The organism is Bacillus sp. RCC_6_1, from assembly GCF_041360755.1.
Classification (GTDB): Bacteria; Bacillota; Bacilli; order Bacillales; family Bacillaceae_G; genus Bacillus_A; species Bacillus_A cereus.
Genome location: NZ_JBFUPV010000002.1, coordinates 568885 through 595849 on the forward strand (window position 1 = coordinate 568885; position 26965 = coordinate 595849).

Here is a 26965-nt window from a genome sequence, read left to right on the forward strand (position 1 = left end):
CACTTAAGTGGCAATACATAAACTGGGAGGAATATAACAATGGCAAAACACGAATTACCAAATTTACCTTATGCGTATGATGCTTTAGAGCCTCACTTTGACAAAGAAACAATGAACATCCATCATACAAAACATCACAACACGTACATTACAAACTTAAACGCTGCTTTAGAAGGTCATGCAGAATTAGCTGACAAAAGCGTAGAAGAATTAGTTGCAAACTTAAACGAAGTACCAGAAGCAATCCGTACAGCAGTACGTAACAATGGTGGTGGACATGCTAACCATACATTCTTCTGGACAATCCTATCTCCAAACGGCGGAGGACAACCTGTAGGTGAACTTGCAACTGCAATTGAAGCAAAATTCGGTAGCTTCGATGCATTCAAAGAAGAATTCGCAAAAGCTGGCGCAACTCGCTTCGGTTCTGGTTGGGCTTGGTTAGTAGTAAACAATGGTGAGTTAGAAGTAACAAGCACTCCAAACCAAGATTCTCCTTTAACTGAAGGTAAAACGCCAGTTATCGGTTTAGATGTTTGGGAGCATGCTTACTACTTAAACTACCAAAACCGTCGTCCAGACTACATCGGTGCATTCTGGAACGTTGTAGATTGGAACGCTGCTGAAAAACGTTACCAAGAAGCAAAATAATCGTAATAAATATAGAAAAAGCTAGGGGAGAGCCCCTAGCTTTTTTCTATGCTTTCCTTTTACATAATTGGGCTTGTCTTTGGAAGACTAGAACATGAAGTAAAGGAGAGTTGTGTATGAAATGGAAACATATAATTGGTGACGTTGAAGTGAATCGGGATTTAGTGTTATTGCTCCTTATAGGAGGTTTATACACGCTCGCAATTTCTTTATCGAATACGTTTGTAAATATTTATTTATGGAAACAAACACAAAATTATGTGAATCTTGGCTTGTATAATTTAGCCAGCGTGGTATTACAGCCTCTCACATTTCTTGTAGGGGGGAAATTAGCGAAACGTATCGATCGCTCGATTTTATTACGAATAGGGGTAGGAACGCTCGCAATTTTTTTTATCGTTGTCTTAGTAGCAGGGAAAAGTGCTTCTCAGTATATTTTATTAATGGGGGCTCTTTTAGGAGTAGGATACGGTTTTTACTGGTTGGCTTTTAACTTATTGACATTTGAAATTACAGAACCAGAAACAAGAGATTTCTTTAATGGGTTTCTTGGACTTCTTACATCCTTCTCTGGAATGATCGGACCAATAGCAGCAGGATACACAATTTCACGTATGGAGAAATGGAGTGGTTATACTGTTATATTCTTTCTTTCATTAGTTCTATTTGCAATTGCTGTCGTCTTAAGCTTCTTTTTATCTAAAAGAGAATGTGAAGGGCGTTATGAAATCGTGCAAGTATTGAAAGAACGACGGATTGATAAAAATTGGGGAAAGATTACACGAGCTCATTTTTTCCAAGGATTGAGAGAAGGAACGTTTATTTTTGTCATTTCAGTATATGTTTATTTAGCAACTAATAGTGAGTTCGCATTAGGGAAATACAGTTTAGTGAACTCTGCTGTATCCTTTGTATGTTATTACTTAGTTGCTCGTATGTTAAAGAAGGAGTGGCGAAAAAAAGCAATTTTACTTGGAGGCATTATTTTATATGCTGTCGTCTTTTTAGTTATTTTCAATGTTACATACACGAAATTACTTATTTATGCGGCATGTATTGCAATTGCATATCCTATTTTACTTGTTCCGTACGGATCAATGACATATGACGTAATTGGTAGAGCAAAAAATGCGAGAGAATGGCGTGTGGAATATGTCGTTGTTCGGGAGCTGTGGTTAAACGCCGGAAGAATCTGTTCCATTTTAAGTTTTTTATGTGCTGTACTATTCTTTCCACCTGAAAAAAGTTTACCTTACTTATTATGTATTTTAGGTGCTGGACATTTTCTTATTTATTTTGCAGTTAAAAATGTCAAATATGATGAGGGAAATGCGAGTAAAACAAGTGTTGTAACGCAAGGGAACGCGCAAAACCAAACTGAACCAGAAGGTTAACTTCTCGTTTGTTTTATGCTAGAATAGAAAAAGATGTAAGACAGCAGTGAGGACACCTGTATGAGGGTGTCCCTTTCACATTACATAGCTGTTGGTAGAGGGGGTTTGTATGAGCAAGAAGCAGAAGCAAAATAAGAAAAAGACCCACGTTCCTTTTCGATTAAACGTGTTGTTTTTCTGCGTGTTTTTAATGTTCTCCGCGGTTATTGTAAGGCTCGGATATGTACAAATTGTTCGCGGTGAAGAATATAAGAATGAAGTGGAGAAGAAAGAAAACTCAACGATAAGTAATCCTGTACCGCGTGGGAAAATATTTGACCGTTATGGGCGACCTGTAGTAGATAATGCAGCCGTTCGTACTATTACATTTACAAAAATGAAAGGATCAACTGCAGAGGATCGCTTAGAAACAGCGAAAAAGCTAGCAGATTTGATTGAAGTACCGACAGATAAATTAACAGATCGCGATAAAAAAGATTATTGGCTTGCTATGCATAAAGAGGAAGCTAAAGAAAAAATTACGAATAAAGATCGTCAAGAGTTTAAAGATAAAAAAATTGATGATAAAGAATTAGACGAGCGTCAGCGAAGTCGTGTAACAGAAGAAGAGATTAATCAATTATCCGCAAAAGATCTAGAAATACTCGCGATTAAGAGTAAGATGGACGGCGGATATGCAATGACACCTCAAGTTATTAAAAAGGATGCTACAGAAAAGGAATATTCGATTATTAGTGAAAACCTAGCAGCATTACCAGGTGTAGATACGAATGTTGATTGGGAGCGAAAATATACGTACGATGATTTATTCCGAAGTGTACTTGGTGGGGTGTCGACATCTGATGAAGGCTTACCGAGAGAAAGACTAGATTACTATCTTGTTCGTGATTATAATCGAAATGACCGAGTAGGAAAAAGTTATCTTGAACAACAGTATGAAGATAGTCTGCACGGTACGAAAGCAGAAGTTAGAAATGTTACAGATAAAAACGGTAATATTTTAGAAACGATTAATGTATCAAAAGGACAAAGTGGTAATGACCTGAACTTAACAATTGATATGGAATTACAAAAGCGCGTGGAAGATATTCTTGCGAAGAATTTAATGAGGTTTAAAGGAAGCGAACCTCTTTTAGATCGTGCATTTGTTGTAATGATGAACCCAAAAAATGGTGAAGTTTTATCTATGGCGGGGAAACAATTAGTTAACGAAGATGGCCAAACGAAAGTAAATGACTTTGCATTAGGTACCATGACAAGTTCTTATCCGATGGGATCAACTGTAAAAGGTGCAACAGTACTTACTGGATATCAAACTGGTGCGATTCAACCAGGGGCAGTACAATTGGATGAACCAATTAAATTAAAAGGTACGCCTACGAAGTCGTCTTGGAAAACGATGGGATATATTAATGACCTTACAGCTTTAAAAATGTCTTCTAACGTTTATATGTTTAAAACAGCGATGAATATCGCCGGTGTTCAGTATGTGAGAGGTGGTACGTTAGATATACCTCAAAAAGCATTTGATACGATGCGTTATTATTTCGGACAGTTTGGACTTGGTGTAAAAACAGGAATTGATTTACCGAATGAATCTGCTGGTCAGATGGGTAAGAGTAGTCAACCAGGTTTCTTACTAGATTTATCAATTGGACAGTATGATACGTATACACCGCTTCAATTAGCGCAATATATTTCGACGATTGCCAATGGCGGATATCGTATGCAACCACAAGTTGTAAAAGAAATTCGTCAACCGGCAGTGAAACCAGATGAAGTTGGGAAAGTTGTTCAATCTATGGAACCGAAAGTATTAAATCGTGTTGATATGCCGGAATCGCAAATTAAACGCGTTCAAGAAGGATTTAGACAAGTGTATAATGATTCAGGTGGTACAGCTACAAAATACTTTACAGGTGCAAAATATAAAGCGGCAGGGAAGACAGGTACCGCGCAAACTGTGTATGGCGGAGATAAAGAGATTGGTAGAAAGGCAAACGGTGAACGTGTGGAAACATATAACTTAACATTAGTAGGTTATGCGCCACTTGAAGATCCAGAAGTAGCATTCTCTGTTGTCGTTCCGTGGGTACATGATGATAAGACTGGTATTAATGGATATATTGGTCGTGAAATTATGGACGCTTACTTTGATTTGAAAAACAAAGAAGTAAATGGTGAAGCTCCAAAAGATGATAAAGACAATAAAAATAAAGAGCAAGATGATGAATAAAAAAGTTGTAAAAAAGCACACTATCTGAAAAGATAGTGTGCTTTTTTTTATGGTTTATGCATATCGTGTAATAAATGTGGACAAGTATACAACATTGAAAAAAACGCGGCCGTATAAATGATACTTGTATATGATGGGATAGGGGATAACTGTTTTATAGGGAAATCATCAGAGGAAATGAATAGCTACTACTGAATTAAAATTGTATCGTATGTTGATTTTTGTGGAACTTTACAAAACTTTTACAAACAATTAAAACCGAATTAATAGTTTAGCAGTATTCTTATATCTGTAATCCTGTTATTTCCGGTTACTTCTAGGAGGAAGAACACGTGAAATGGATGCGTACACCGATTAAAATTTTCGTATTATCAATATGGTTCCTCTGTTTTGAAATGTCTACTGCATTTGCTTTAAATGATAAGGGAGAAGTGAGAGTTGATGGATCCTCAACGGTTTTTCCTATTATAGAAGCAGTAGCGGAGGAATATACAAAGGTGCATCCAGACGTGAAAATTTCCATCAGTATTTCTGGAACTGGGGGAGGATTTAATCGTTTCAGTAAAGGAGAAGTAGATATAAATAATGCTTCGAGAGTAATGAAACAAGTCGAGAAAAATGAAATGAAGAAAAACTCTATTCAGTTCACACCTTTTGAGGTTGCTAACGACGGTCTTACGATTGTTGTGAATCGCCATAATACATGGGTAGACGATATGTCAGTAGACGAGTTACGACTACTTTGGAGTGAAGATGGAAGAGAGAAGCGATGGTCACAAATTCATTCAACATGGCCACGTGAACAAGTGAAGTTTTATGCACCAGGCGTAGACTCTGGTACGTATGATTATTTTCAAAATGTCATCTTACAAAATCATCGCATTGTAAAAAAAGTCTCTTTGTCTGAAGATGATCAAGTTATTATGCAAGGGGTAATGAATGATAAACATGCCATTGCTTTTGTAGGATATGCTTATTATATGGCTAATCGAGATAAGGTGAAAGCAATAAAAGTAAATGGTGTATTTCCGACGAAAGAGACCATTCAATCAGGTAAGTATAAGCCGTTATCTAGGCCGCTACTTGCTTATGTGAATAATGCATCTATCCGAAATAAAATGAATGTAGCAAACTATGTTGAGTTTATGATTCAGCATGTCGGTAACCTCGCTGAAGAGGTCGGGTATGTAAAATTACGAAAAGAAAAATACAATGAACAGCTGCGTATGTTAACAGAAATAAAAAGGTAATGTCAGGGTGGAAAGGGGTTTTCATCTTTGGCTCATAATGACAAAAGTCAAATTACATTTTCTGTACAACATTTGATTGAAAGAAATACAAAACAAAGAAAAAAAACGCAGCGAATCAATCGAATAGTGCCTTTATTACTAAAAATAATTGCTAGCGTTTCTATTGTGACGACACTTGGAATTGTTTTTACGCTCTCTAATGAAACAATCATGTTTTTTCAAAAAATATCATTATACTCCTTTTTGACGGAGAAAGAATGGTTACCATTTTTTGAAGACCCTAAATTCGGTATATTACCACTCATATGTGGAACGTTCCTTATAACTGCAATTGCTATGTTTGTAGCAATTCCTATCGGTTTAGCGTGTGCCGTATTTTTAAGCGAATATGCTTCAAATAGTGCACGGAAAATATTAAAGCCGATGTTAGAGCTATTAGCAGGTATCCCGACAATTGTATATGGTTTTTTTGCATTAACAATTGTTACGCCGCTTTTACAAAGGCTTATACCAGATTTACAGTTTTTTAATGCGATTAGTCCAGGAATCGTTATCGGATTTATGATGATGCCTACAGTTGCATCTCTATCTGAAGACGCGATGAGAGCTGTGTCGAAAGGGACGAAAGAAGCTTCATTAGCACTCGGAGCGACGCGGTTTGAAATGGTAAAACAAGTGGTGTTTCCGTCCGCTTTTACAGGGATTATGGCAGCAATTATATTAGCGGCTTCTCGTGCAATTGGTGAAACGATGATTGTTGTAATTGCAGCAGGATCCACACCAAATGTATCGCTTGATCCGACACATTCTATTCAAACGTTAACAGCCTATATTGTGCAAGTAAGTTTAGGTGATGCTCCGCATGGAACGATTACGTATTACAGCATGTATGCTGTAGGTGCAACGTTATTTTTGTTTACCTTTATTATGAACATCATTTCGCAGTCTATTATGCGCCGTTTTAGGAGGATGACATAATATGCGAATGTTGAATCATAAAAAAATACAAAAAAACATGGCATCACGCTTTTTAAAAGATCGAATTTACAAATTGTTATTTTATATAGCAATTTTATTTTCAATCGTAATTTTGTTTTTGTTACTGTTTCAAATTGTTGAAAAAGGTATAAGTTATCTTTCAATAAATTTCTTTACAAATTTCGCTTCACGTAATCCGAAAGAAGCTGGTATTGCTGCAGCTTTGTCAGGGACAATATTATTTATGAGTATTGTTATACCTGTTTCTTTTATATTTGGAGTTGGAACAGCACTTTATTTAGAGCAATATGCGAAGGAATCTCTATTTAAAAAAATAATAGAGATTAATAATCAAACGTTAGCAGGAGTACCATCCGTTGTATTTGGATTGCTTGGTTTAACTATTTTTGTATATGCTCTTCATTTAGGAGAGAGTATAGTTGCAGCAGCACTGACGATGAGTCTACTCGTTTTACCAACAGTTGTTGTGGCGAGTCAAGAAGCAATTCGATCAGTACCAAGTGTATTATTAGAGGGTTCTTACGGATTAGGTGCTACGAAGTGGCAAACGATGTATCAAATTGTATTGCCATATGCTTTCTCAGGGATTATAACGGGCTGTACGTTAGCGATATCAAGAGCAATTGGAGAAGCTGCACCACTATTAGTTATTGGGGCACTTGCGTTTGCAAATTATGTTCCATTTAGTATGTTTGATAGATTTACAGTTCTACCAATTCAAATTTTTAATTGGATGAGTAGGCCACAAGAAGAATTTCAGTATGTAGCAGCAGCTGGGATGATTATTTTGTTAGGTTTGTTGCTATTTATTAATATATTTGTTTTATGGTTACGAAATCGAAAATAAGTTGGAAGTGGATGAAAGGGGAATTCAAATGGTAGCAACAGTAGTAAATGTACAGGTGAAAAACGAAGAGAAAATCGAGACTGCGCCAAAGAAGGTAGTATTTGATACGAAAAACTTAAATTTATGGTATGGGGAAGACCATGCTTTAAAAGATATTAATTTAAGTATTCATGAGAATGAAGTTACAGCCATTATCGGTCCAAGTGGCTGTGGTAAATCAACTTACTTAAAAACATTAAATCGCATGGTAGAATTAGTACCGATTGTTCGAACTACAGGTGTAATTGAATATAGAGAACGCAATATATTTGATAAATCATATCCAGTTGAAGAATTAAGAACGCATGTAGGAATGGTGTTCCAAAAGCCAAATCCATTTCCAAAATCTATTTATGAGAATGTAGCATACGGTCCAAAAATCCATGGTATTCGTGACAAAAAGACATTAGATGAAATTGTTGAAAAAAGTTTACGTGGAGCAGCGATTTGGGATGAGTTAAAAGATCGTTTGCACGATAATGCATACGGTTTATCTGGTGGACAGCAACAGCGTCTATGCATCGCACGCTGCTTAGCTATTGAGCCAGACGTTATTTTAATGGATGAGCCAACATCGGCATTAGACCCAATTTCAACATTAAAAGTAGAAGAATTAATTCAAGAGCTAAAGAAAGATTTTAGTATTGTTATCGTAACTCATAATATGCAACAAGCAGCGCGTATTTCAGACAAAACAGCTTTCTTCTTAAGCGGGGAAGTTGTGGAGTATACAGATACAAACAAATTATTTACGACTCCTTCAGATAAGCGTACAGAAGATTATATTACAGGTCGCTTTGGTTGATATCGTTTCAAAGCTAAGAGCAAATGCCCTCTTAACAGAGGGCATTTCTTATTTTATCTTACTGTTAATAGAGAACTAATACTTCTCCTTATCTTAAGGTTTATTACAAGCGCAAGAGGCTATGTAGGAGATTTACCCCGCTATTTGCGGGCAGTAAGACCCCCACCTTAAAATTTAGCGAAAGCAAAGAAGTTAGGGAGGGGATCTTGCTGCCTATCAAATCCCGATTGATGAGGGTTGATTAAAGTTTCACTTTTATATAATGGCACATAATATTGAGGGGGAAGAAAAATGGTAAGAGAACAGTTTCAAGGTGATTTAAAAGCGTTACAGCAAAAGGTGATCGAGCTTGGAGAATTAGCAAATGCGGCTTTATTGATGGCTATGGAAGGTCTGCATACAAGGGATGTAGAGAAAGCGTTAGAGGTCATTGATGGTGATTACCGCATGGATAATTTAGAAGAGGAAATAAACGATCTTGCGCTTATGCTCATTACGAAGCAGCAACCTGTAGCAAGTGACTTAAGAAGGATTTTTATTTCAATTAAAACAGCGACAGATTTAGAGCGTATTGCAGATCATGCTGTTAATATTGCAAAGGCTACAATTCGTCTTGGGGAAAAAGAAGTGGCTGTTAGTTTGCACAACCTGGATGAAATGTTTGCGGTTGCAAATGAGATGTTGCATTTAGCGTTAGAAGCATATGAACAAGAAAATTTAACTTTTGCGAAACAAATTGCTGAAATGGATGATTCCGTTGATGAAATATATGGAAAAGCAATTCGTGAGTTTATATCGTCGGTTCCGGAACAACCAGAAGCAATTACGCAAATTACACAATTATCATTTGTCGCGAGATATATTGAGCGTGTAGCAGATCATATTACAAATATTGCTGAAAATGTCTTTTATTTAGTAAAAGGAAAGCATTATTTATTGAATGAGTAGGAATTAAAGTAGGTGATGGGAAATCACCTGCTTTTTTTAGTCAAAACATGACAAAAAAAGCTCGTTGTTTCCTTTAGTTTATGATGATAAGATGTATCATAATGTAATGGAAAAATTAGTATATATGTTGGTCGTTAATAAGTATTATTTAACAATTAATAGTAAGCGATTTCTTGTTGTTTGAAATGTACGTTTTTATAGGTGAGAAATTTAATTATATGGTCTTCTAAATGAGGATTTGTTTAACTAATCAAGTTTATGCTGCTAGTTCATGTGGGATAGGGAATATACATATGGTATATGAAGTTACTGAACATTATATAAGTGGAGGCTGAAGTATATGAAGGGGGTTATTTTAGCTGGAGGAAAAGGAAGACGCCTTAGACCATTAACATGTAATACTCCAAAGCCGATGTTACCATTATTAGAAAAACCAGTTTTAGAATATAATATTGAGTTATTACGCCAGCATGGTATTCGTGAAATTGCAATTACTGTTCAATATATGAGTACGACCATTAAGCAATATTTTGGTGACGGTAGTAAATGGGGAGTTAACTTGTATTATTTTGAAGACTCTCCTCCGCTTGGCACAGCAGGGAGTATTAAACAAGCAGAACAATTTTTAGATGAAACATTTGTTGTGATAAGCGGGGATGCATTAACTGACTTTCAATTATCAGAAGGAATTAGGTTTCATGAACAAAAGAAAAGAATGGTAACAATGTTTGTGAAAGAAGTAGAAAATCCACTCTCATTTGGATTGGTTGTAATGAATAAAAACCAGGAGGTTACACGATATATAGAAAAGCCGGGCTGGAATGAGGTAGTATCTAATGTTGTGAATACAGGCATATATATTATGGAGCCAGAAATCTTTTCTTACATACCGCCTAGGCAATTTTTTGATTTCAGTCATGATGTGTTTCCATTATTGGCAAACAAAAATTTGTTATTCGCATATTTGTCAGAAGGTTATTGGTTAGATATCGGCACATTTAATCAATATCGACAAGCACAATTTGATTTGTTAACGAAAAAGTTACAAGTACCTATTCCTTATACAGAAGTATTACCTATGGTATGGATGGGGGAAGGGGTGACGATTGGTAAAGGGACGAAAATTCATGGCCCCTCTTTTATTGGAGAAGGAGCAAAGATTGGTACAGGAGCTGTAATTGAGCCATATTCTATTATTGGGAAAAATAGTATCGTTTCAAGTTATTCTCATCTTCAAAAAAGTATTGTTTTTGCGAATGCCCACATTGGGAAGTATTGTGAACTATTAGAAACGACAATAGGAGAGCGTACAATAGTTGAAGATGATGTTACACTGTTTCAAAAAAGTGTTGTAGCGGATCACTGTCATATCGGGAGAAGTACGGTAATTAAGCAAAAAGGAAAACTATGGCCTTATAAGGCGATTGATAGTCATTCGATAGTAGGAGCGGCTGGTATTCAAGAGAGTGAAATGAGTGCAGGGTGGTTACAAAAAAGCCGCATTGTAGGAAGAGGGAATGTTGAAATTACTCCCCAGTTTATCGTGAAGATTGCGATGGCGTATGGTTCTCTTTTTGAAAAAGGAGAAAGTATATTAATTGGAAGTCAAGAAAATATAGAAACAACCTCTTATAAAAATTTATTTTTACATGCTATTCATGGTATAGGGATTCATACGATGGAATGTAAAGAAATGAACGAGTCACTTTTTCAATATAGTGTTCATCATTTGCAATGTGCAGGTGGTGTTTTCATTCAAGTGGAGAATGAGAATGAGATTGTTATAAAGTTATACGATCAAGCTGGCATGCCGTTAACGTATAAGCAGCAAAAAGAGATAGAACAAATATATATGTCCGAATTGTTTTATTACGTGCAGGAGAAAGAAATGGGGCGTAATAAGCTCGTTCATGTTTCTATGAATGAGTATATAGAAGTTATATTGGAGCATATTGATATCGAGAAAATACAGATGCAGAAGTTTCATCTTCTTATTAATAAGAGAAATGATACGTTGCAACATTTACTTATGCTCTTTCTGCAAAGACTTGGTTGTACAGTTACATGGATTTATGCAAGCGAACAAAAAGATCATGTGAAAGCTTTGATGAAATCAAGTAAAGCGAATATGGCTCTTATGTTTTCGGAGAAAGGAAATCATTTCGAGTTATACGATAAACATAGTAATATTTACCAAGGTACAGATTTTGAAGAGGTAGATATTCCAGATTTCTTGCTCGAATCGACAGGAAATATTTACCCAATGTCTTTGAAGTTAGGAGAATGTTATCTTCTATTTTATACGCAGGATGAAAGAAAATCGTTTCAAGTGAGGTGGAAGCGAGATATTTTATATCGGATTGGAAAATTATTCGAGCTAATAGCATTGCAAGGAAAAACGTTTCTCAGCATAGTAGAGCAATCACCTCCGCTCTATTTACTTTATGATGAAGTGGTATGTTCATGGAATGAAAAAGGGGAAATTATGAGGAAATTATTGGATGATATAGAAAGGAAGGGAGAAGGGATATTTGAAGGAGTGCAGTTCAAATATACTGAAAAAGAGTGGTCTTATATCGTTTCTGACATAAAACAACCAAAATTTTTGGTGTATTCACATGCTAGAAACCCAGTAATAGCAAGGGAAAATATGAAAAATCTTATAGAAAAAATTAGACAATATCAAAAGGTGTAGAATTTTTATTTTAAAAGTGGTATTATAGTATAGTCTGATTTAAGTTATTAGTACTGGAGGGAAATAAGAATGCGTGTGAATATTACTCTAGCATGTACAGAATGCGGAGATCGTAACTATATCTCAAAGAAAAATAAACGTAACAACGCTGAGCGTATCGAGCTTAAAAAGTATTGCAAGCGTGACAAGAAGTCTACGTTACACCGTGAAACAAAGTAAGCAGTAGGAATATTTTCCTACTGTTTCTTTTTTTATTCGATTCCTATGTTAAAAGTGATACACTATCAGCATAGAGTAAAGTGTCACTGTAAGGGGGAGAATGTGTGAAAGCAGAGAAAGTACGTTTGCGTAAACAAATAATAGAACACATGAATTCTTTATCAGAAGAACAGTATACAACTTTATCAGAACAGATTGCATTTTCGTTGTATGCGCAAAAAGAGTGGGTTGAAGCTAAAACAATTGGAATTACTCTTTCAATGGAAAATGAAGTGAATACATATCCTATTATCGAAAAAGCTTGGGAAGAAGGAAAGAAAGTTGTAGTTCCTAAGTGTAATAAAGGAACAAGAACGATGTCCTTCCGGCAAATTAATAATTTTGATCAATTAGAAACGGTGTATATGAATTTACGTGAACCGATTCCCGGGCTTACGGAAGAAGTGAATATGGATGAAATTCATCTTCAAATTGTCCCAGGCGTAGCTTATACAGAACGAGGAGAGCGAATTGGGTACGGCGGTGGCTATTATGATCGTTATCTCGTGCATTATAAAGGGAAAACGCTGTCATTAGCGTATGATTTTCAAATGGTAAAACACATTCCGGTAGAGCCATTTGATAAAAACATAGAAAAAATTATTACAGAAAAAGGAACACTGCTTACAAATAAGCTTGTATAGACAAATAAAAATTGACGAGACTTTTTCTTCTTGATTATAATAAAATATGTGAACGTTTTCTTATTATAATTTTTTATAGTAAGTGAGCATAGAGGGTGATGAAATGGTATCTATTTATGATATTCAGCAATTGCTAAAGAAATTTGGTACGATTATTTATACGGGAGATCGAATTGCAGATTTACAATTAATGCAAGATGAATTGCGTGAATTAAATCAATCACAGCTAATCGATCCACAAGACTATCAAACAGCTTTATTTTTATTGAAGCAAGAAATTCAAAAAGAGCTAAATAAGAATTAGATAAAGGTAGGTAAGCAACATGGAAGAGAAATGGTTAGTTGGTGTTGACCTTGGTGGTACAACGATTAAATTAGCATTTATTAATGTATACGGTGAAATTTTACATAAGTGGGAAATCCCTACGAATACAGGTGAGCAAGGAAAACATATTACACTTGATGTTGCGAAAGCAATTGATAAAAAGCTAGAAGAATTAGGCGAATTGAAGAGCAAGTTAATTGGTATTGGTATGGGAGCTCCTGGTCCTGTACATGTGGCGTCTGGAATGATTTATGAAGCGGTTAATTTAGGATGGAAAAACTATCCGCTAAAAGATTTATTAGAAGTAGAAACAGGATTACCTGTTGTTATTGATAATGATGCAAACTTAGCAGCGCTTGGTGAAATGTGGAAAGGTGCTGGTGAAGGTGCAAAAGATTTAATCTGTATGACACTTGGTACGGGCGTTGGTGGTGGTGTAATCGCCAATGGTGAGATTGTACACGGCGTGAGTGGTGCTGCTGGTGAGATTGGACATATTACAGTCGTTACAGAAAATGCTTTCCCATGTAATTGCGGGAAGTCTGGTTGCTTAGAAACAGTAGCATCTGCGACAGGTATTGTACGTGTTGCTATGCAAAAAATACAAGAGACTAATAAAGAGAGCATGTTGCGTTCTATGTTAGCTGAAGAAGGACGTATTACATCAAAAGATGTCTTTGAAGCACTTGGACAAGGTGATGAATTAGCAGGTGAAGTAGTAGAAAAAGTAGCCTCTTATTTAGGATTAGCTGTAGCGAACCTTTCTAGTACATTGAACCCAGAGAAAATTGTTATTGGTGGAGGCGTGTCTAAAGCTGGAGATGCGCTATTAGAACCAATTCAACGCTATTTCGAGCAATACGCTTTCTCACGTGCTGTAAAGAGCACGAAGTTAGCTATTGCAACACTTGGTAATGATGCAGGTGTTATCGGAGGAGCTTGGCTTGTAAAAAAGCACAAATACGAAGCGAAGATGATATAAGTTGTGAAATATGAAAAGAGGAAGGGGGAACCCTTCCTCTTTTTGTGTGAAATCTCGATGAAGAATAAAGTGTAAACGAATTAAGCTGCTGGTGGATACCCGTTATATAGAACAGTCATGATCGTAAACCATCCGAAAACGAGTACAGTTGCAATTGCAAAGCCGCTCGCGAAAAAGTTTTTTTCACGAAGTGTTCTAAGCGTAGCAAATACAGCTAACAGAGTGACAAGTGTAAAAATAATAACAAGGCCCATACAATATCCTCCTCTGTCTACCCATTTCTTATTATGAGTTTTTGGAATATTTACTCTTTTATATTGTACATGTTTTAAAAATGATTGTCGAGATAGCATCCTTTCTTTTCCTCAGAGAAAGAAATGTTGTATCATTAAAAGTAAGTTTAATAACTGGAGGAGATTTTCATATGAAATGGATACAAATGCCGTTAGGCCCATTACAAACGAATGCTTATATTTTAATGAACGATCAAAAAGAGTGCATTATCTTTGACCCTGGTCATGAAGGTGAAAAGCTCGTTACATATTTACAAGAAGAACAATTAAAACCATTAGCTGTTTTATTAACACATGCTCACTTTGATCATATCGGTGCTGTTGATGCGGTAAGAGACACTTTTCATATTCCTGTGTACGTACATAAAGAAGAAGCAGATTGGTTAGGAGATGCAACTGTAAACGGCTCTCAAATTTTTATGATGAACCGCAGTATTACAGCAAAACCAGCGGATCATATTATTGATGCAGAAGGTACATTAACAATTGGATCATTTAATTTTGAAATTTTTGAGACACCAGGACATTCTCCAGGAAGTATTTCTTATTATAGTAAAGAGGCGAATGCTGTATTCTCAGGAGATGTATTGTTCCAAATGAGCATTGGAAGAACAGATTTACCTGGTGGAAGTTTCGCTGAATTAATTGGAAGTATTGAAGAGAAATTATTTGTATTACCAGATGAAACAGCGGTTTTATGTGGACATGGTCCAGAAACAAGCATTGGCTTTGAAAAAGAAAATAATCCGTTTTTACAATAAGGAGTCATTATGGGAATGGAGCTCATTTTAAGAGAATGGATGGGGAAAGAAAAGGATTATTCAATTTCATATAGTACGTATATGAACCTTGTATTGTATACAGAAGGTCATGGATATTATATGAAAGAACGTGAAAAGATTGGAAGACAAGGGGATTTTTTTACAAGTAGCAACGTATCCTCTGTGTTTGCAAAAACTTTTGCTAAACTTTTTATTCGTCTTGTTGAAAATGGTGAAGTTGCTCCGAATATTTGTGAAATTGGCGGAGGAACAGGGAAGTTTGCCTATGATGTTTTACAAGAATGGAAGCAATTATCTCCAAAAACCTTTATTGATTTAAACTATTCAATGATTGAAGTGAGCCCTTTTCATAGAAAATTACAGCAGGAGCACCTTGGCTCATTTTCTAATGTATCGTACTATACCTCCTATAGTGAAATGGGAGATTCTTTCGAGGGAATTCTTTTTTCGAATGAGTTGTTTGATGCACTTCCTGTTGAAATAATTGAGAAAAGAAATGGTATGTTGTATGAAGTACGTATTACATATACAGAGGAAGGAAACCTTTCAGAAGTATGTAGGCCGTTAGATAAAAGAATTGGTCGCTATTTATTGAAATATAATATTCATATTGCTGAAGGGCAACGTTTTGAAGTACCAATTGTGATGGAGGAGTATATAAAAGAAATTGCGAAATGGTTTCAAAAAGGTATATGTATTACAGTTGATTATGGATACACAAAAGAAGAATGGATGCATCCAGCACACCGTGAAGGAAGTTTGCGAGGGTATTATCAGCATAAGCTAATACGTAACCCACTAGCGCATCCAGGTGAAATGGATCTTACTACTCATATTCATTGGGACGAGCTAAAGGAGATGTTTAGTATGCAAGGAATGAGTGCAGTATGGCATAAGAAACAATCTGAGTTCTTGTTAGCTGCAGGGATATTAGAACAGCTTACGAGCCATCAAGATACGAATCCTTTTTCTGAAACGCAAAAACAAAATCGAGCAGTTCGTTCTATGATTTTGAATGGAGGAGTAGGGAGTGCATTTGATGTTGTTATACATACAAAAGATATGCAACATTTACATTTGGATCGGTATGTAACAATATAAAAAACAAGACACAGTATATACTGTGTCTTGTTTTTTAATACGACTTATGTAGTATTATATATTTCCTCTCATGATATATATTTATATTAAAGATATGAGATGAAAAATATAGAATACGTTCTTTTTCTTCGATTATTAGTCCCTAACCTAATAATACGCGAACGAGTTGAATGATTGTTTCATTCTCTACTTTGTAATAAATTTCCAATCCTTTTCTTTCACTAGAAACGATTTTAGCGCTTTTTAATTTTGCTAAATGCTGTGAAATTGTAGATTGTGGCATGTTTAAGCCAGTATACATTGTAGAAACGTTGCTTGGACCGCGCTCGATTAATCCTTTTACGATACATAAACGAACAGGATGAGCTAGCACTTTTAATAATTCTGCATTACTTTCATATAGTTCTAATTCTTTTTGAAAGGTTTCTAACATGTTCTTTTCCACCTCCGTGTGAGCTATTATACCATACTATACATACCAAAAATTTAAAGAAAAGAAAATAGTTGTTGCAGAAAAAAAGTCCTAAAGTAAAGAAATTGTAAGAAAAGAGACCCTGATGTAAATAAAATAGGTAAATTAGCATGTTTTTGTAAAATGACATTTTTGGGTGAAAATTTCGATGCGTTTTAAAAATTGAAAGATATAGATATATTTGTAACACAATTTTATCATGATTTTCTTATTCTTTCAAATGAATATACGAAATTTTTAAAATAATATGACAAAGGAATTATAATGATATATATAGAATATAAAACAGGTTAAAAGAAAAGAAGCTGAATGTAATTCGCTTCTTTATGGTGATAATGAAATATTTGCTTACAGCTGATAAATCTTAGGATGATCAAGTCATTAGTCATTTATTCTAAAATTCATCTTTTAGCAACGTTAAAAACCTGTGATTCCATATGTTCTCATAAAAATCAATTGTCTCTTTTGCGGACATAAAAGGATTATTCAACGTAGAGGTTGTTTTCTGTACCATAAAGTTTTCGTATCCTAGTCCGTGGGCAAACTTAATCGTAGCATCCATACAGTACTCTGTTTGGGCGCCACAAAATTCAATGCAATTTACAGATAATTGATCTAAAATTTCTTTTAAGTTGGTTTTATAAAATGAATTTGCATGTGTTTTTCTTACAAAAAAATCTTGTTCTTGAACATCTAGATCGGTATGAATAGCCCAAAGTTCTTTCTCGGGTACTAAATCATCATCACAATGTTGAACAAAAAGGATTGGTTTATTTAATTTTCTGTATGAATAAATTCTTTTATTTACTTTTGTTAGTAAGTTCTGTAAATCAAATAAATGCTCCTCGCTATAACATACGCCATTTTGTAAATCGATAACGATTAAAATATCTGAACAAATATCCATTATTTTCACCCCTTTTTATTTCTTAATATATCAATTAATCCATTATTTAGAAATAGATGATATACTTTTATTTTTTTATGGACTATAAGAAAAGAAGAAATTCAAATGAATATAACTAAAACGCAGAAAAAGAAGATATGAAAACCTAATCTCATATCTTCTTTTTCTCTATGCATTTACAGGTTCTTCTACATAAGAAAGGGCATTTTCAAAATCGGATATTAAATCGTTAACATTTTCAAGACCGACTGATAACCGAAGTAATGAATTAGAGATTCCTCTTTCATCACGAGCTTCTTGCGACAGTGCTGCATGTGACATTTTTGCTGGATAAGAAAGAATTGACTCTACAGCTCCTAAACTAACTGCAAAAACAGGTAATTTTACTTTTGATAAAAATTGGCGGAGTGCATCTTCTGACTGCAAAGTAAACGATAAGACCGCTCCAGCTGATGTTGCTTGAGATTGTTGAATATCAAATCCGAGATGTGTTTGTAATCCCGGATAATAGACATTTTGTACTTTAGCGTGCTCTTGTAAATAATGTGCGATTTTATTGGCATTTTTAGCTGAATGCTCGAGGCGTACGTGCAATGTTTTTAGACCGCGAAGTACGAGAGAACAATCTTGAGGTCCTAAAATAGCACCGAATGCATTTTGTAAAAATCCAAGCTTTTGAGCGAGTTCTGCATCTTTTACTACTGCTAATCCGGCAGTAACATCACTATGACCAGCAATAAATTTTGTAGCACTATGAAGAACGACATCAGCTCCAAGTTCAAGTGGTTTTTGGAATAGTGGTGTCAAAAATGTATTATCAACAAAAGTAAGAGCGCCAATAGATTTTGCGAGTTTAGAAACCTCGCGAATATCTGTCACTTTTAAAAGTGGGTTAGAAGGTGTTTCTACATAAAAGAGCTTTGTATTTGGTTTCATGTTTTGTTTTATTTCTTCTAAATTGGTCATATCAACAAATGTATGTGAAACACCGTAACGGGAGAGTACCTCAGTTATCACTCGGTAAGTGCCTCCGTACACATCTTCTGAAATGAGTACGTGATCACCTTGTGAAAGAAGGAGGAATGCAGTGGAAATCGCTGCAATGCCTGATGCAAAGGCGAATCCTTTTGTTCCGCCTTCTAATAAAGCAATGATATCTTCAAGAGCTTCACGAGTTGGATTTCCTGACCTGCTATAGTCATATTTTCCGAACGTATCTACATCAAACTGGTGAAAAGTTGATGTGTTATAAATAGGAACGTTCACAGCGCCTGTTTGCGAGTCATGTTTATATTGGTTGTGTAGTAAGAGTGTATCTATAGAATAGCTCATATTCTTACACCTTCTTTTACGAGTTTAATGGCTTGCTTTAAGTCTTGAATTAAATCGTTACTATTTTCAATGCCAACTGAGAATCGAAGAAGACGATTGCATACGCCGTTTGCTGTTCTAATTTCTTCAGGAATATCAGCATGTGTTTGCGTTGCTGGATAAGTCATTAAACTTTCTACACCACCAAGACTTTCGGCAAATGTAATTAAGGATAAAGATTGTAAGAATGGATTAATCCAAGCTTCATCTTTAAGGCGGAATGAAATCATGCCGCCTCTTCCTGGATAAAATACATCTGTCACCCCGTCTTCATCATTTAAATACGCAACAACTGCTTTCGCATTTTCTTCATGTTGTCTCATGCGAAGCGCTAACGTTTTCATACCGCGAATTAATAACCATGAGTCAAATGGGCTTAAAACTGCACCTGATGCATTATGATAATGAGCGATTTCCTCGCAAAGTTCCTTTCCTTTTGCAACGACAAGCCCGCTTAGTACATCGTTATGTCCCCCTAAATATTTCGTTGCGCTATGAAGTACAATGTCAGCACCTTCTGTTAATGGTTGCTGTATATAAGGTGTGTAGAATGTGTTGTCTACAATAAGAAGTAGTCCGTGCCTTTTCGCTACAGTTGCGACAGCAGCAATATCAGTAACTTGCATTAATGGATTAGTTGGAGTTTCTATGAAAATAGCCTTCGTTTCAGTTGTGATAGCTTGCTCAATTTGTTTAATAGACTGTGTATTTACGTATCTACATCGAACATTCCACTTTTTTTCATGCTCAGAAAATAATCGATACGTTCCCCCGTATAAATCTTCAGATACAATAAGTTCGTCTCCAGAGCGGAATAGAGAAAGGACGAGGAGAACAGCCGCCATCCCTGAACTACAGGCATAACCTTTTTCGCCATATTCTAAGTCTGCGATCGCCTGTTCTAAAAGACCGCGAGTTGGATTGCCAGTTCGTGAATAGTCAAAGCCAGTAGATTTACCAATTCCTTCGTGGCGATAAGCGGTTGAGAAATAAACTGGTGGATTAACCGTTCCAGTTGTAGTTTCACTACGATTTCCGATTTGTGCTAGTTTTGTTTCGATTGTTGACATGTGAAAATTCCTCCTTTTTAAATTGAAACATTAAGTGAATATAAAATAAAAAAAGCCTTCTAAGAAGAAGGCTTTCGGTTTGAATAGAGTCTTCTTCTCATCTGTCAAATCTTTCACAATTTGCTGGAATTAGCACCTTATTAACAAAATGTTAATGGTTGCTGAGGCGTCACAGGGCCAGTCCCTCTACCTCTCTAGATAAGAATGTTCGTATGAAATTTTTATTATGTTTTTAACTTTACAATAAAAGATAATTGAATTGCAACTTTATTTTAAATAATTTTTATTTTTCCGCAAGTGTCATTGACTTTTAATTTTGTGCATGCTAAATTTATTAAAAAATTAACAAACATTGTTAAAAGGGGAACGCATTTCCTTTTAGCTACATAAATAAAATAATAAAGACAACTCTTATTGAGAGCGGTGGAGGGAAAGGCCCTGTGAAACCCGGCAACCTTCAAACGAAATGTTTGAAACGGTGCTAATACCTGCAAAACGAATGTTTTGCATAATAAGAGGAGGAACAATTATGTCCCCCTCTTCAAAGTGAAGAGGGGGTTTTTATATTGATAGAAATGAGGGAGATTCGTGAAATTACTAGATTTATTATCAAAAGGAATTGTAATAGGTGATGGTGCGGTTGGAACGTTATTGCATTCACATGGTTTGCAAAGTAGCTTTGAAGAATTGAACGTATCTGATCCAGATCTAATTATATCCATTCATAAACAATATGTAGCTGCTGGAGCAGATGTAATTCAAACGAATACGTATGGAGCAAATGAGGCGAAATTACGTATGTATGGTTTAGAAAATCAAGTTACAAAAATTAATAGAGCGGCAGTGAAATTGGCGAAAGCATCTGTGACAGATAAAAATGCAATTTTAGGAACAATTGGTGGTATGAAACATATCGGAGCTGTTACAACGACTGATATGGAAAGGGAGTTTATGTTACTTGAACAGGCGGGGGCTTTACTAGAAGAACAGGTTGATGGATTACTATTAGAAACTTTTTATGATGAATTTGAATTACTTCATGCTGTTAAAGTGTTGCGTAAGCAAACGAATATTCCGATTGTTGCGCAATTAGCGTTACATGAAGCAGGTACGACTCAAAATGGAAATGATGTCAATGAAATATTAAAGCAGTTTATAGATTACGGTGCAAATGTTGTTGGATTGAATTGTCAACTGGGGCCGCTTCATATGACGGAAGCTTTCAAAATGATATCGATTCCGCAAAATGGCTATTTATCAGCATACCCAAATGCAGGTCTCCCGAATTATGTAGAGGGACGTTACGTATATGAGGGAAGTCCAGCTTATTTTGAAGCAATGACACCGAAATTTATTGAGCAAGGTATTCGGTTATTGGGTGGCTGTTGTGGTACGACTCCAGAACATATTCAAAGTATGAAGCGCGCTGTTGCGAATATTACCCCTGTAATAGAAAAAGAAACGATTCAAAGGCCAAAAGTCGTTCATACGCATGAGAAACGTTCGAAGGCTCACGTCACTCTAGCAGAGAAAGCAAAAAAACAAACGACAGTTGTAGTGGAATTAGATCCACCGAAAACGTTAGATACACAGCGTTTTTTTGAAGGAGCAAGAGCGTTAAAAAGAGCGGGAGCAGATGCTATTACTCTAGCAGATAATTCATTAGCATCGCCTCGTGTCTCTAATATGGCGATGGGTGCGTTATTAACGAAGCATGATATCCCAGTATTGACGCATTTAACGTGTAGAGATCATAACGTCATTGGACTACAATCTCATTTGTTAGGTTTATCGGCGTTAGGGATGGAAGAAGTGTTAGCTTTAACTGGTGATCCAGCGCGCGTTGGTGATTTTCCCGGTGCCACTTCTGTATATGATTTATCCTCTATTGAGCTTATTAAAATGATTAAAGAAATGAACGATGGACGTTCAATTTTAGGGAAATCAATTGGACCGGCGACAAGGTTTTCTGTAGGCGGCGCATTTAATCCTCACGTGAGGCACTTAAAAGCAGCAGTTAAGCGAATGGAACGAAAAATAGATGCTGGAGCGGAGTATTTTTTAACTCAGCCAATTTACGATATCAAGTTAATTGAAGAAGTGTATGAAGCGACAAAGCATTTGGAACAACCTATTTTTATTGGAATTATGCCGTTAGTAAGTAAGCGGAATGCAGATTTTCTTCATTTTGAGGTGCCGGGTATTACTCTTCCTGAAGAAATAAGAGAGAGAATGGATGGACATGAAACGAAAGAGGCAGCAATTGAGGAAGGGATTCGCATTTCACAAGAATTGGTCGACGCAGCGATGAAATATTTTAATGGTATTTATCTTATTACACCATTTTTAAAGTATGAAATTACAGAACATCTTGTTAAATATGTAAGAGAAAAGCAAGAAGTGAAAGAAGGTATTAATTGATGAAGTGTATAGAAGAAAAATTGAAAAATAGCATTTTAATATTAGATGGTGCAATGGGGACAATGATTCAGCAAGAGGATTTAACTGCTGAAGATTTCGGAGGAGAAGAGTACGAGGGCTGTAATGAATATTTAGTGGAAACAAGACCAGACGTTATTTTAAAGATTCATAAAGCTTATATTGAAGCTGGAGCGGATATTATTGAAACAAATACATTTGGGGCAACGAATATTGTACTAAGTGATTATGAGCTGTCTCATTTAGATGAAGAACTAAATGAAAAGGCAGCACTTTTGGCGAAGCAAGCTGTTAAAGAAAGCGGGAATGAAGTATATGTTGCGGGAGCGATGGGACCAACAACGAAAGCAATTAGTGTTACTGGTGGTGTGACTTTTGAAGAATTGATTGAGGCTTATACAAGGCAGGCACGAGGATTATTAAAAGGAGAAGTTGATGTATTACTCGTTGAGACGAGTCAAGATATGCGTAACGTGAAAGCAGCTTATATTGGAATTCAAGCTGCTTTTGAAGAACTGAAAAAAACGGTTCCTATTATGATTTCAGGTACGATTGAGCCAATGGGAACGACTCTGGCTGGGCAAACAATTGAAGCTTTTTATTTATCAGTAGAACATATGAAACCATTATCTGTTGGGTTAAACTGTGCGACTGGTCCGGAGTTTATGAGGGACCATATTCGTTCACTATCTGATTTATCGGAGTGTTACATTTCTTGTTATCCAAATGCAGGTCTTCCTGATGAAGATGGACATTACCATGAATCTCCATCTTCTCTTGCTGAAAAGGTGAAGCGATTTGCTGAAGAAGGGTGGGTTAATATTATTGGTGGTTGTTGTGGCACGACACCAGAACATATAAAAGCAATGAAATCCGCGCTAGCATCTCTTAAGCCTCGTGACCATCATGAGAGAGAAGGACATGGAATTAGTGGATTAGAAGCACTGCAATATGATGAGTCTATGAGACCGTTATTTGTAGGTGAAAGAACGAATGTTATTGGGTCACGTAAATTTAAACGATTAGTAGCAGAAGGGAAATTTGAAGAGGCTGCTGAAGTGGCAAGAGCGCAAGTGAAGAAAAATGCTCATATTATTGATATTTGTATGGCAGATCCTGATCGCGATGAAATAGAAGATATGGAAAACTTCTTAGCAGAAGTTACGAAAGTTTTAAAAGTACCGATTATGATTGATTCAACAGATGAAAATGTGATGGAGCGAGCTCTTACTTATATTCAAGGAAAAGCTGTTATTAATTCAATTAATTTAGAAGATGGAGAAGAACGATTTAAAAAAGTGACACCGCTTCTTCAGAAGTATGGTGCTGCTATAGTTGTAGGAACAATTGATGAAGACGGTATGGCGGTTAGTGCGGAGCGAAAGATAGAAATTGCGAAAAGAAGCTATGAATTACTTACAAAGAAGTATGGGATACGCCCGTCAGATATTATTTTTGATGCACTTGTGTTTCCGGTAGGGACAGGTGATGAAGAATATATTGGTTCAGCAGCAGCGACTATAGAAGGAATTCGCCTTATTAAAGAAGCGTTACCAGAGTGTTTAACGATTTTAGGGGTAAGTAACATATCATTTGGTTTACCACCGGCTGGACGTGAGGTATTAAATTCAGTCTTTTTATATCATGCTACGAAAGCAGGGTTAGATTACGCGATTGTGAATACGGAAAAATTAGAACGCTATGCGTCGATTCCAGAGGAAGAAAAACGCCTTGCAGATGCACTACTGTTTGAAACGACGAAAGAGACGTTAGAAGAATTTACAAACTTTTACCGAGTTGCTAAAAAGAAAGATATCGTTGTGCAAGAAACGTTAACGCTTGATGAAAGACTAGCAAATTATATTGTAGAAGGTACGAAACAAGGATTACACGAGGATTTAAGTCTTGCGCTTGAAGAAGGAAGAAAACCTCTTGATATTATTAACGGTCCGCTTATGACAGGGATGGATGAGGTAGGACGACTATTTAATAATAATGAACTTATTGTTGCTGAAGTATTGCAAAGTGCTGAAAGTATGAAAGCTGCTGTAAGCTATTTAGAGCCACATATGGAATCTAGTGATAGTGCGAAAAAAGGGAAAGTATTATTAGCAACTGTAAAAGGTGACGTGCATGATATTGGGAAAAATCTCGTTGAAATTATTTTAGCAAATAACGGATATGAGATTATTAATTTAGGAATTAATGTACGTTCGGATCGAATTGTTCAAGAAGTACAAGAAAAGAAGCCGGATATTATAGGCCTTTCCGGTTTATTAGTAAAATCAGCGCAACAAATGGTAACGACTGCTGAAGATTTAAAAGCAGCAAATATTGATGTTCCCATTGTTGTAGGTGGTGCAGCGTTAACGAGAAAGTTTACAGATAATCGGATTTCACCATCATATAAAGGGCTCGTTTGTTATGCGAGTGATGCGATGACGGGGCTCGATATTATTAATAAGCTTCAAAAAGAAGAAGAGCGTGAGAAGATGAAACAGGATAAAAAAGAACGTCATCTTCATATCGTAAAAAAAGAGGAGAAGAAAGTAGAAATTCCAGCAGTAATTGAGCCATTACCGAAGGCTGAAGTTATCGTGCCTGATTCAACAAAACGAATTGTATTACGCGATATTCCGGCCCTTCATCTCGCTCCATTTTTAAATAGACAAATGCTACTTGGGCATCACCTTGGATTAAAAGGAAATGTGAAGAAGCTTTTGAAAGAGGGAGATAAGAGAGCACATGAATTAAATGATTTAATAGATGAATTATTGCAGGAAGGACAATCTTGGTTAAAGCCGAAAGCAGTGTATCAATTTTTCCCAGCGCAAAGCGACGGACAAAACATTGTAATATATGATCCAGAAGATCATACGCGTGTTATAGAGCGTTTCACATTCCCTAGACAAGGAAAGGCTCCCTATCGTACTTTAGGTGATTATTTGCGCCCAATAGGAGATGAGATGGACTATGTTGCTTTCTTATCTGTTACGGTTGGGGAAGGAGTTCGGGACATTGCTGAAGAGTGGAAGGCGAAAGGTGATTACTTACGTAGTCATGCCATTCAATCGTTAGCGCTTGAATTAGCGGAAGGACTTGCTGAAAAAACACATATGCTCATTCGTGACCGCTGGGGCATTCCGGACTCACCTGAACTGACGATGGAAGAACGTTTCCGTACGAAATATAGAGGAATACGAGTGTCATTTGGTTATCCGGCGTGTCCAGAACTTGCAGATCAAGAAAAGCTATTTCGCTTAATTCATCCAGAGGAAATAGGTATTTCATTAACAGAAGGATTCATGATGGAGCCAGAAGCGTCCGTAACGGCTATGGTATTTTCTCACCCTGAGGCAAGATATTTTAGTGTATTATAGTCTAGAAGGGGGAGACGTATGAAGAAAATAGTCTTTACAGGTGGCGGTTCGGCAGGACATGTAACACCTAATTTAGCCATTATCCCATATTTACAGGAAGACAACTGGGATATCTCTTATATTGGTTCTCATCAAGGTATTGAGAAAACGATTATAGAAAAGGAAGGCATTCCCTACTATAGTATTTCGAGTGGAAAGCTACGTCGTTATTTTGATTTGAAAAATATAAAAGATCCTTTTCTTGTAATGAAGGGTGTTATGGATGCGTATGTAAGGATTCGAAAACTAAAACCAGATGTAATTTTTTCAAAAGGCGGTTTCGTATCTGTACCAGTCGTAATTGGAGGATGGCTAAATAGAGTACCAGTTTTATTACATGAATCTGATATGACACCAGGACTAGCAAATAAAATTGCGCTTCGTTTTGCTTCGAAAATATTTGTTACATTTGAAGAAGCAGCGAAACATTTACCGAAAGAAAAAGTAATATATACGGGATCTCCTGTACGTGAAGAAGTGCTGAAGGGAAATCGTGAAAAAGGTTTAGCGTTTTTAGGTTTTTCACGTAAAAAGCCAGTTATTACGATTATGGGAGGCAGCTTGGGCGCGAAAAAAATTAATGATACGGCTCGAGAAGCATTACCAGAACTTCTTAAAAAATATCAAATTGTTCACCTTTGCGGAAAAGGTAACCTTGATGAAAGTTTACAAAATAAAGAAGGATATAGACAATTTGAATATGTACATGGAGAACTGCCAGATATATTAGCGGTAACAGATTTTGTTATTTCACGCGCGGGCTCCAACGCAATTTTTGAATTTTTAACATTACAAAAGCCGATGGTTTTAATTCCATTATCGAAATTTGCAAGCCGTGGAGATCAAATATTAAATGCAGAGTCCTTTGAAAGGCAAGGGTATGCCTCCGTATTATATGAAGAAGATGTAACTGTAAAATCTCTTATAAAGTATGTCGAAGAATTGAATCAAAATAATGAGAAGTATAAAACAGCACTAAAAAAATATAATGGAAAAGAAGCAATTAAAACAATCATTCAAAATATTTCAGAGGCATGA

23 protein-coding genes and 2 riboswitches are annotated in these 26965 nt (G+C 36.1%); of the genes, 18 read left to right on the forward strand and 5 right to left on the reverse strand.

What is annotated here, in order from left to right; genetic code table 11:
• The first annotated feature begins 39 nt into the window (after nucleotides 1–39).
• The 13 genes from sodA to glcK all read left to right on the forward strand — a co-directional run bounded on the left by sodA (nucleotide 40) and on the right by glcK (nucleotide 14073).
• Nucleotides 40–651, forward strand: coding sequence for a superoxide dismutase [Mn] (gene sodA, locus AB6801_RS09045; RefSeq protein WP_001052031.1), 612 nt, complete (start codon nucleotides 40–42; stop codon nucleotides 649–651).
• Between the two features lie 116 nt (nucleotides 652–767).
• On the forward strand, nucleotides 768–2045 hold the full coding sequence (locus tag AB6801_RS09050; protein WP_000871386.1) for an MFS transporter: 1278 nt from the start codon (nucleotides 768–770) through the stop codon (nucleotides 2043–2045).
• 109 nt (nucleotides 2046–2154) lie between these two features.
• Nucleotides 2155–4281, forward strand: coding sequence for a peptidoglycan D,D-transpeptidase FtsI family protein (locus AB6801_RS09055; RefSeq protein WP_000038990.1), 2127 nt, complete (start codon nucleotides 2155–2157; stop codon nucleotides 4279–4281).
• Nucleotides 4282–4613: 332 nt separating this feature from the next.
• Complete coding sequence (locus AB6801_RS09060; RefSeq protein WP_000871817.1) at nucleotides 4614–5531, forward strand: PstS family phosphate ABC transporter substrate-binding protein; 918 nt, start codon at nucleotides 4614–4616, stop codon at nucleotides 5529–5531.
• A gap of 27 nt (nucleotides 5532–5558) precedes the next feature.
• Complete coding sequence (gene pstC, locus AB6801_RS09065) at nucleotides 5559–6509, forward strand: phosphate ABC transporter permease subunit PstC (RefSeq protein WP_000940913.1); 951 nt, start codon at nucleotides 5559–5561, stop codon at nucleotides 6507–6509.
• Between the two features lies 1 nt (nucleotide 6510).
• Nucleotides 6511–7377: a phosphate ABC transporter permease PstA gene (pstA, locus tag AB6801_RS09070; RefSeq protein ID WP_098340811.1), complete on the forward strand. Its 867-nt coding sequence runs from the start codon at nucleotides 6511–6513 to the stop codon at nucleotides 7375–7377.
• Between the two features lie 28 nt (nucleotides 7378–7405).
• Nucleotides 7406–8221 carry a phosphate ABC transporter ATP-binding protein gene (pstB, locus tag AB6801_RS09075; protein ID WP_000226681.1) on the forward strand — a complete coding sequence of 272 codons (816 nt, stop codon included), beginning with the start codon at nucleotides 7406–7408 and terminating at the stop codon, nucleotides 8219–8221.
• Between the two features lie 291 nt (nucleotides 8222–8512).
• Complete coding sequence (gene phoU / locus AB6801_RS09080; protein WP_000251243.1) at nucleotides 8513–9169, forward strand: phosphate signaling complex protein PhoU; 657 nt, start codon at nucleotides 8513–8515, stop codon at nucleotides 9167–9169.
• 340 nt (nucleotides 9170–9509) lie between these two features.
• Nucleotides 9510–11864 (forward strand): sugar phosphate nucleotidyltransferase, encoded by a 2355-nt coding sequence (locus AB6801_RS09085; RefSeq protein WP_065703177.1) that lies wholly within the window; start codon nucleotides 9510–9512, stop codon nucleotides 11862–11864.
• Between the two features lie 69 nt (nucleotides 11865–11933).
• Complete coding sequence (gene rpmG, locus AB6801_RS09090) at nucleotides 11934–12083, forward strand: 50S ribosomal protein L33 (RefSeq protein ID WP_001265616.1); 150 nt, start codon at nucleotides 11934–11936, stop codon at nucleotides 12081–12083.
• 104 nt (nucleotides 12084–12187) lie between these two features.
• On the forward strand, nucleotides 12188–12766 hold the full coding sequence (locus AB6801_RS09095; RefSeq protein ID WP_098340812.1) for a 5-formyltetrahydrofolate cyclo-ligase: 579 nt from the start codon (nucleotides 12188–12190) through the stop codon (nucleotides 12764–12766).
• Nucleotides 12767–12869: 103 nt separating this feature from the next.
• Nucleotides 12870–13070, forward strand: a complete 201-nt coding sequence (locus AB6801_RS09100) for a YqgQ family protein (protein WP_000253699.1) — start codon at nucleotides 12870–12872, stop codon at nucleotides 13068–13070.
• Between the two features lie 19 nt (nucleotides 13071–13089).
• Nucleotides 13090–14073, forward strand: coding sequence for a glucokinase (glcK, locus tag AB6801_RS09105; RefSeq protein WP_000391701.1), 984 nt, complete (start codon nucleotides 13090–13092; stop codon nucleotides 14071–14073).
• Between the two features lie 80 nt (nucleotides 14074–14153).
• Here glcK and AB6801_RS09110 read toward each other — a convergent pair whose 3' ends face one another.
• Complete coding sequence (locus AB6801_RS09110; RefSeq protein WP_000524852.1) at nucleotides 14154–14327, reverse strand: DUF2759 domain-containing protein; 174 nt, start codon at nucleotides 14325–14327, stop codon at nucleotides 14154–14156.
• Between the two features lie 170 nt (nucleotides 14328–14497).
• Here AB6801_RS09110 and AB6801_RS09115 point away from each other — a divergent pair, with 170 nt between their 5' ends.
• A complete protein-coding gene (locus AB6801_RS09115; RefSeq protein WP_000871233.1) occupies nucleotides 14498–15127 on the forward strand; it encodes an MBL fold metallo-hydrolase in 630 nt (209 codons plus the stop codon).
• A gap of 9 nt (nucleotides 15128–15136) precedes the next feature.
• Nucleotides 15137–16249: a class I SAM-dependent methyltransferase gene (locus tag AB6801_RS09120; protein ID WP_000525142.1), complete on the forward strand. Its 1113-nt coding sequence runs from the start codon at nucleotides 15137–15139 to the stop codon at nucleotides 16247–16249.
• A gap of 142 nt (nucleotides 16250–16391) precedes the next feature.
• Here the strand turns inward: AB6801_RS09120 and AB6801_RS09125 are convergent, their stop codons facing one another.
• The 4 genes from AB6801_RS09125 to metI form a co-directional block, all read right to left on the reverse strand.
• Complete coding sequence (locus AB6801_RS09125; protein ID WP_000894377.1) at nucleotides 16392–16682, reverse strand: ArsR/SmtB family transcription factor; 291 nt, start codon at nucleotides 16680–16682, stop codon at nucleotides 16392–16394.
• Between the two features lie 433 nt (nucleotides 16683–17115).
• Nucleotides 17116–17628 carry a cysteine hydrolase family protein gene (locus AB6801_RS09130; protein ID WP_000350341.1) on the reverse strand — a complete coding sequence of 171 codons (513 nt, stop codon included), beginning with the start codon at nucleotides 17626–17628 and terminating at the stop codon, nucleotides 17116–17118.
• Between the two features lie 168 nt (nucleotides 17629–17796).
• Entirely contained in the window at nucleotides 17797–18960 is a 1164-nt protein-coding gene (gene metC, locus AB6801_RS09135; RefSeq protein WP_000122301.1) for a cystathionine beta-lyase, read from the reverse strand.
• A complete protein-coding gene (gene metI / locus AB6801_RS09140) occupies nucleotides 18957–20069 on the reverse strand; it encodes a cystathionine gamma-synthase/O-acetylhomoserine thiolyase (RefSeq protein WP_061654477.1) in 1113 nt (370 codons plus the stop codon). The genes metC and metI overlap by 4 nt, the downstream gene beginning before the upstream one ends.
• A 94-nt stretch (nucleotides 20070–20163) precedes the next feature.
• A riboswitch (SAM riboswitch) is annotated at nucleotides 20164–20274 on the reverse strand.
• Between the two features lie 203 nt (nucleotides 20275–20477).
• A riboswitch (SAM riboswitch) is annotated at nucleotides 20478–20587 on the forward strand.
• Between the two features lie 70 nt (nucleotides 20588–20657).
• On the opposite strand from metI, the gene AB6801_RS09145 reads away from it, so the two are divergent.
• Genes AB6801_RS09145 through murG form a run of 3 tightly spaced genes read left to right on the forward strand, consistent with a single transcriptional unit; the run spans nucleotide 20658 to nucleotide 26965 of the window.
• Nucleotides 20658–22490 carry a bifunctional homocysteine S-methyltransferase/methylenetetrahydrofolate reductase gene (locus AB6801_RS09145; RefSeq protein WP_000770360.1) on the forward strand — a complete coding sequence of 611 codons (1833 nt, stop codon included), beginning with the start codon at nucleotides 20658–20660 and terminating at the stop codon, nucleotides 22488–22490.
• Nucleotides 22490–25888, forward strand: coding sequence for a methionine synthase (gene metH / locus AB6801_RS09150; RefSeq protein WP_044584861.1), 3399 nt, complete (start codon nucleotides 22490–22492; stop codon nucleotides 25886–25888). Before AB6801_RS09145 ends, metH begins: the two co-directional genes overlap by 1 nt.
• A gap of 18 nt (nucleotides 25889–25906) precedes the next feature.
• Complete coding sequence (gene murG / locus AB6801_RS09155; protein WP_000724777.1) at nucleotides 25907–26965, forward strand: undecaprenyldiphospho-muramoylpentapeptide beta-N-acetylglucosaminyltransferase; 1059 nt, start codon at nucleotides 25907–25909, stop codon at nucleotides 26963–26965.

What these genes read in the sequence shown, in the direction of transcription:
- AB6801_RS09050 (WP_000871386.1), top strand. Translation starts at nt 768, where the DNA reads ATGAAATGGAAACATATAATTGGTGACGTTGAAGTGAATCGGGATTTA.
- AB6801_RS09100 (WP_000253699.1), top strand. Translation starts at nt 12,870, where the DNA reads ATGGTATCTATTTATGATATTCAGCAATTGCTAAAGAAATTTGGTACG.
- rpmG (WP_001265616.1), top strand. Translation starts at nt 11,934, where the DNA reads ATGCGTGTGAATATTACTCTAGCATGTACAGAATGCGGAGATCGTAAC.
- metI (WP_061654477.1), bottom strand. Translation starts at nt 20,069, where the DNA reads ATGTCAACAATCGAAACAAAACTAGCACAAATCGGAAATCGTAGTGAA.
- metH (WP_044584861.1), top strand. Translation starts at nt 22,490, where the DNA reads ATGAAGTGTATAGAAGAAAAATTGAAAAATAGCATTTTAATATTAGAT.
- AB6801_RS09130 (WP_000350341.1), bottom strand. Translation starts at nt 17,628, where the DNA reads ATGGATATTTGTTCAGATATTTTAATCGTTATCGATTTACAAAATGGC.
- AB6801_RS09120 (WP_000525142.1), top strand. Translation starts at nt 15,137, where the DNA reads ATGGGAATGGAGCTCATTTTAAGAGAATGGATGGGGAAAGAAAAGGAT.
- AB6801_RS09125 (WP_000894377.1), bottom strand. Translation starts at nt 16,682, where the DNA reads ATGTTAGAAACCTTTCAAAAAGAATTAGAACTATATGAAAGTAATGCA.
- pstA (WP_098340811.1), top strand. Translation starts at nt 6,511, where the DNA reads ATGCGAATGTTGAATCATAAAAAAATACAAAAAAACATGGCATCACGC.
- pstB (WP_000226681.1), top strand. Translation starts at nt 7,406, where the DNA reads ATGGTAGCAACAGTAGTAAATGTACAGGTGAAAAACGAAGAGAAAATC.
- phoU (WP_000251243.1), top strand. Translation starts at nt 8,513, where the DNA reads ATGGTAAGAGAACAGTTTCAAGGTGATTTAAAAGCGTTACAGCAAAAG.
- AB6801_RS09110 (WP_000524852.1), bottom strand. Translation starts at nt 14,327, where the DNA reads ATGGGCCTTGTTATTATTTTTACACTTGTCACTCTGTTAGCTGTATTT.
- metC (WP_000122301.1), bottom strand. Translation starts at nt 18,960, where the DNA reads ATGAGCTATTCTATAGATACACTCTTACTACACAACCAATATAAACAT.
- AB6801_RS09115 (WP_000871233.1), top strand. Translation starts at nt 14,498, where the DNA reads ATGAAATGGATACAAATGCCGTTAGGCCCATTACAAACGAATGCTTAT.
- AB6801_RS09085 (WP_065703177.1), top strand. Translation starts at nt 9,510, where the DNA reads ATGAAGGGGGTTATTTTAGCTGGAGGAAAAGGAAGACGCCTTAGACCA.
- AB6801_RS09055 (WP_000038990.1), top strand. Translation starts at nt 2,155, where the DNA reads ATGAGCAAGAAGCAGAAGCAAAATAAGAAAAAGACCCACGTTCCTTTT.
- sodA (WP_001052031.1), top strand. Translation starts at nt 40, where the DNA reads ATGGCAAAACACGAATTACCAAATTTACCTTATGCGTATGATGCTTTA.
- murG (WP_000724777.1), top strand. Translation starts at nt 25,907, where the DNA reads ATGAAGAAAATAGTCTTTACAGGTGGCGGTTCGGCAGGACATGTAACA.
- glcK (WP_000391701.1), top strand. Translation starts at nt 13,090, where the DNA reads ATGGAAGAGAAATGGTTAGTTGGTGTTGACCTTGGTGGTACAACGATT.